4 protein-coding genes are annotated in these 3,691 nt (G+C 58.0%); 1 reads left to right on the forward strand and 3 read right to left on the reverse strand.

What is annotated here, in order from left to right:
- Positions 1-132: 132 nt before the first annotated feature.
- Both ACRX5S_RS13880 and ACRX5S_RS13885 read right to left on the reverse strand, forming a co-directional pair.
- The gene (locus ACRX5S_RS13880) at positions 133-753 is read right to left on the reverse strand and encodes a DUF4276 family protein (RefSeq protein WP_436773191.1); all 621 of its coding nucleotides are present in this window, start codon (positions 751-753) and stop codon (positions 133-135) included.
- Positions 754-764: 11 nt separating this feature from the next.
- A complete protein-coding gene (locus ACRX5S_RS13885) occupies positions 765-2,087 on the reverse strand; it encodes an AAA family ATPase (RefSeq protein WP_436773192.1) in 1,323 nt (440 codons plus the stop codon).
- A gap of 651 nt (positions 2,088-2,738) precedes the next feature.
- Here ACRX5S_RS13885 and ACRX5S_RS13890 point away from each other — a divergent pair.
- Positions 2,739-3,032, forward strand: a complete 294-nt coding sequence (locus ACRX5S_RS13890; protein ID WP_436773193.1) for a hypothetical protein — start codon at positions 2,739-2,741, stop codon at positions 3,030-3,032.
- Positions 3,033-3,399: 367 nt separating this feature from the next.
- Here ACRX5S_RS13890 and ACRX5S_RS13895 read toward each other — a convergent pair whose 3' ends face one another.
- Positions 3,400-3,606 (reverse strand): hypothetical protein, encoded by a 207-nt coding sequence (locus tag ACRX5S_RS13895; RefSeq protein WP_436773194.1) that lies wholly within the window; start codon positions 3,604-3,606, stop codon positions 3,400-3,402.
- Between the last annotated feature and the right edge of the window lie 85 nt (positions 3,607-3,691).

Here is a 3,691-nt window from a genome sequence, read left to right on the forward strand (position 1 = left end):
CACTGCCCGCCCGGCCGGGCCCCGCCGCGCGTGCGGCGTGGCCGCCGGTCACGGCGGGGCCCGGCCGACCAAGCTGAACAGCGCAACGGCGACGGCCAGGCAATGCCCCGATACTAATATTTGACGCTGATTTCAACCCACTTTCTTGCATTGCATGGCATATGTTTCGTGCTTCAGCACATGCAAAAAATGCCTAAAGCTGCGACTGTTCTTCGCGGCCTTAAGGACATCCATTCTCCTGCAAATTCGCTCGGCATCAAGAACTTTGTCATATGGCTTCTTGACTGCCATTCGCTTGAGAATTTCCAGCGCATCGCAGGAGTCTGCCTTATTCGGCGAAACCGCGCGCACTACCGCCGACGATACATTAAATCTCGATGTCTGCACCTTCAACGCATCAACATCTGCAATTAGCCAGTTCTCAAACATGCGGTTCTTGTAGACAAACCGCACGTCCAACTGATCGCCAAAGTACTTCCTGAACGCCTTCTCGCGCTCTCCTGCAAGAGCACCTGGACACATCTGATCCTGTTCTCTATCAAAAACGAAAATAATGACATCAGCCCCACTGGCCTGGGCAATCTTGATCCTACTGGCACACGCCCTTGCAAGCTGGGGAAGAGGGATGAATGGAGGGATGTTGACCTTTAGCGTCGGCACAAAATCATACCCCGTGTGGGCAGATATCTGCTTATAGAGGTGGGGCAAGGAGCGATACTCGCTTTCACCTTCTGTAATGATTGCAACCTTCACAGCCGCCCCCTCTACTTTTCCTCGCCAAGAACATCGTGTTCTGGCTCATCATCCAAAGGGGCATGAGCCAATCCACGGGGAACAGCCTCGCGGATAACACCGCTGTCGTAAGCTGCGAAGATGTCGATCTCCCCGGATGAAATAAGGTCTCGCGCCGGCCCAGCCAACTCTTCAAGGTGGCCATAGTGGCTTGCGCCATCCTGATTCCACATGATTCGCACATCGCGCTGAGACACATAATCCAGCAAGATGGGGGAGTGCGTAGTCATGATGATTTGCTTGCCCACGTTCTGCCTACAAAGATCGATAAACTGTCGCAGAATCCAAGGGTGTACGGAGTTTTCAGGCTCCTCAATCACCAGCAGTGGAGATCGACGATCGTACAGCGCGACAAACAATGCCAGGGCCTGAATCGTCCCATCTGATACCTCGCCAGCGTTCCACGGGCGCCCCAGACCCTGCTCACGAAACTTTAGAGCCAAGCGACGATCTTCACTATGTGAGACTGTGATCTCACCCAGCTGCGGCATGATGGACCGCATCGCGGAAACGATCTTTTGCCATCCCTCGCCATCTTGTTTTAGTAGATAATCCGCTGCCGCCGGAAGATTCTCGCCGTACCTCCCGAGCCGCACATTTGGCGTCGGAACACCCGCTTCGCGGCATCGCCCGGGAGAAAGCTGGAAAACCCGTGTTCGCGCCAGCCCCTGAAAGGCGACAGAAAACCCGATAACGAATCGCGCAAAGGTGTCCGTGAGACCCTCGCGCCAAGGACTACGGGTTTCGATGAAATTCACGAACTTCGAATCCCCGATTGGATCGAAAATCATTTTATCGAACTTTGTTCGAAGGTCGTGCTGGACACTCACCTCTCCATCTTTGCTGCGCTCGATACGCGCAATGGAGCGCCCTTCACGAAATACGCTAATCCTCTCAAAATCGACCCTATAGTTGGCGACGCCAGAGTTGGCTAGCGCTCTGATGGCGAACTCGTGGGTGATCGTAAGTTGCAGATCACGCGGTACCCGGGTTTTTTCCTCGAAATGTCTGGGCAGCCCTTCAAAATCCTCCGCATCCAGAACGCATGTGACTGCGAACGTAACGGGTCTTTTAGCCCTGCGTGTCCGCCTATGCGCAATATTGTCGTAACCACCAGCCCTTCCTATGGCCATCTCGATGCCGAGGTCATAAACCTCCCCCAAAAAATTCAGCGCCTCAGCGAGATTACTTTTCCCTGAGCCATTTGGTCCAGTAATAACTGTAAAATGTCCGAAATCACAGTTCACATCGTAAAGGCTCTTAAACGACTGGATATGAATATTGGATACGTCCATTCCCTACCTACCTTCAGCCGCACGCAGGCACCCCAAGCAATGCTACGCCGCGATGCGCAGGCTCGCGCGTGGTCAGTCGATTTTGCACATAAAAGCAAACGTTAGGCAGAAAAATTACGATCTTCGCCCTGTCGGCGACCGACATGACCGCGGATGACCGACCTCGCGCGAGCTAGGGACCAAAAGTGTTCGCACCCGCGGTGCCTGCGTGCCACGCTCGTAGGTATACGGATCGCGGCTGATGGGTCGTCAGTGGTCGGGCGGATGGTGCTCGTGAACGAGTTCGTGTGCGAGGACTTCACGTTCGTGTTGGACGAGCCGCTGTTCCTGCGGGCCGATGATCGAATGACGTTCACGCGAAGCGGCGTCACGGTCACGTCGGCGACGGGGGACTCGTTCAGTCCGGCCGGCAGCGCCGCATGGCGTTGCTTGGGTCGGGGAGTTGGGAGCCAGCTGGGAGCCAACGGGGCTGAACTGTGGTGCATTGGCTCGGACGGTACGGGACGCAAGATCGGCGTTCTTGCTGGTCAGGGGGACTGTGACGGACTGGGGCGTACAAGGCTTGATCAGCTACGGATCAAAAGGTCCCCAGACCTCCTGAATCGGGGTCGCTCAAAGCAACCGACCTATGCCGCCTCTACGATTGCCGGCATGGCTGAGATCGAGGTCCCCCAGGATCTGATCGATCTCAAGTGTGCGGTGGGCAAGGTGGCCATGGCGCTCAGCAAGCACATGAGGGCGAACGGGCCTGCGGAGGACTGGAGTCCGGAGGCCGTGGCCGAGGGGATCGCGCTGCAACGCGCGTGGGAACAGGCAGATGCTGCGTTCAAGCATGCGGTTGAGGGAACGGCGTACGCCCGCCCTGGCGGAGACCGGGCAGCGCGGATGGCCCTCACGAAGGCGGCTGTTGAGCGAGCGGAGCGGGACCGCGTCGGACGCGCATGAGGCAACAATTTGGTTGTGCAGCATTCGTGCAATGATCTTTCGTCCGCGTGTGCCACGTTCCTGTTTCCACGCAGATCAGAGGACACGTCGACGACGGGCGGGCGATCCGCTCCGGAGCCGTGTGCGCAGGTTCGAATCCTGCCAGGGGCACCCAAGCTCGATCAGGTGAAACAGCCGCTGACCAGCGGCTTTTGCTGTCCGGGATCTTTCCAAGGTCTAGACCACGTGCAGCCACGCGCCGCGATGTGCGGGCGTGTGACCTGCGCTGTGGCGTATTCGTGGCGTGGATCTTGAAGCGTTTCCGCAGGTCACGCCTGGAACCCGAGAAGGCCCGGGAATCCCCAGGGGCCTACCGTGGCCGAGCCGGTCAGTCATCTTCGTCCAGCAGCTTCTCGATCTTGCGGTTGTTGATCGCCTCCCGACAGTCGAGGCACTTCGCGTACCGACTCATCAGCACCTCAACGGTGTTGGCCGCACGGTCCGCAACCTCGGTTGGGTTAATGCCACCGTTCGGGCAGGACGACAGCGCGGCGTGCGTCAGGTTGTACGGCCTGTCAGCGCGCGACGAGGCCACCTGATGCGGGGCCTAGTGCTGTGACCGGAAACGTTGACCGGGTTGCCGGGTGATCAGGCTGCGTTGAGGAGAGGGCGTCCGCCGT

It is taken from the genome of Yinghuangia sp. YIM S09857, from assembly GCF_051388915.1.
Lineage (GTDB): Bacteria > Actinomycetota > Actinomycetes > Streptomycetales > Streptomycetaceae > Yinghuangia.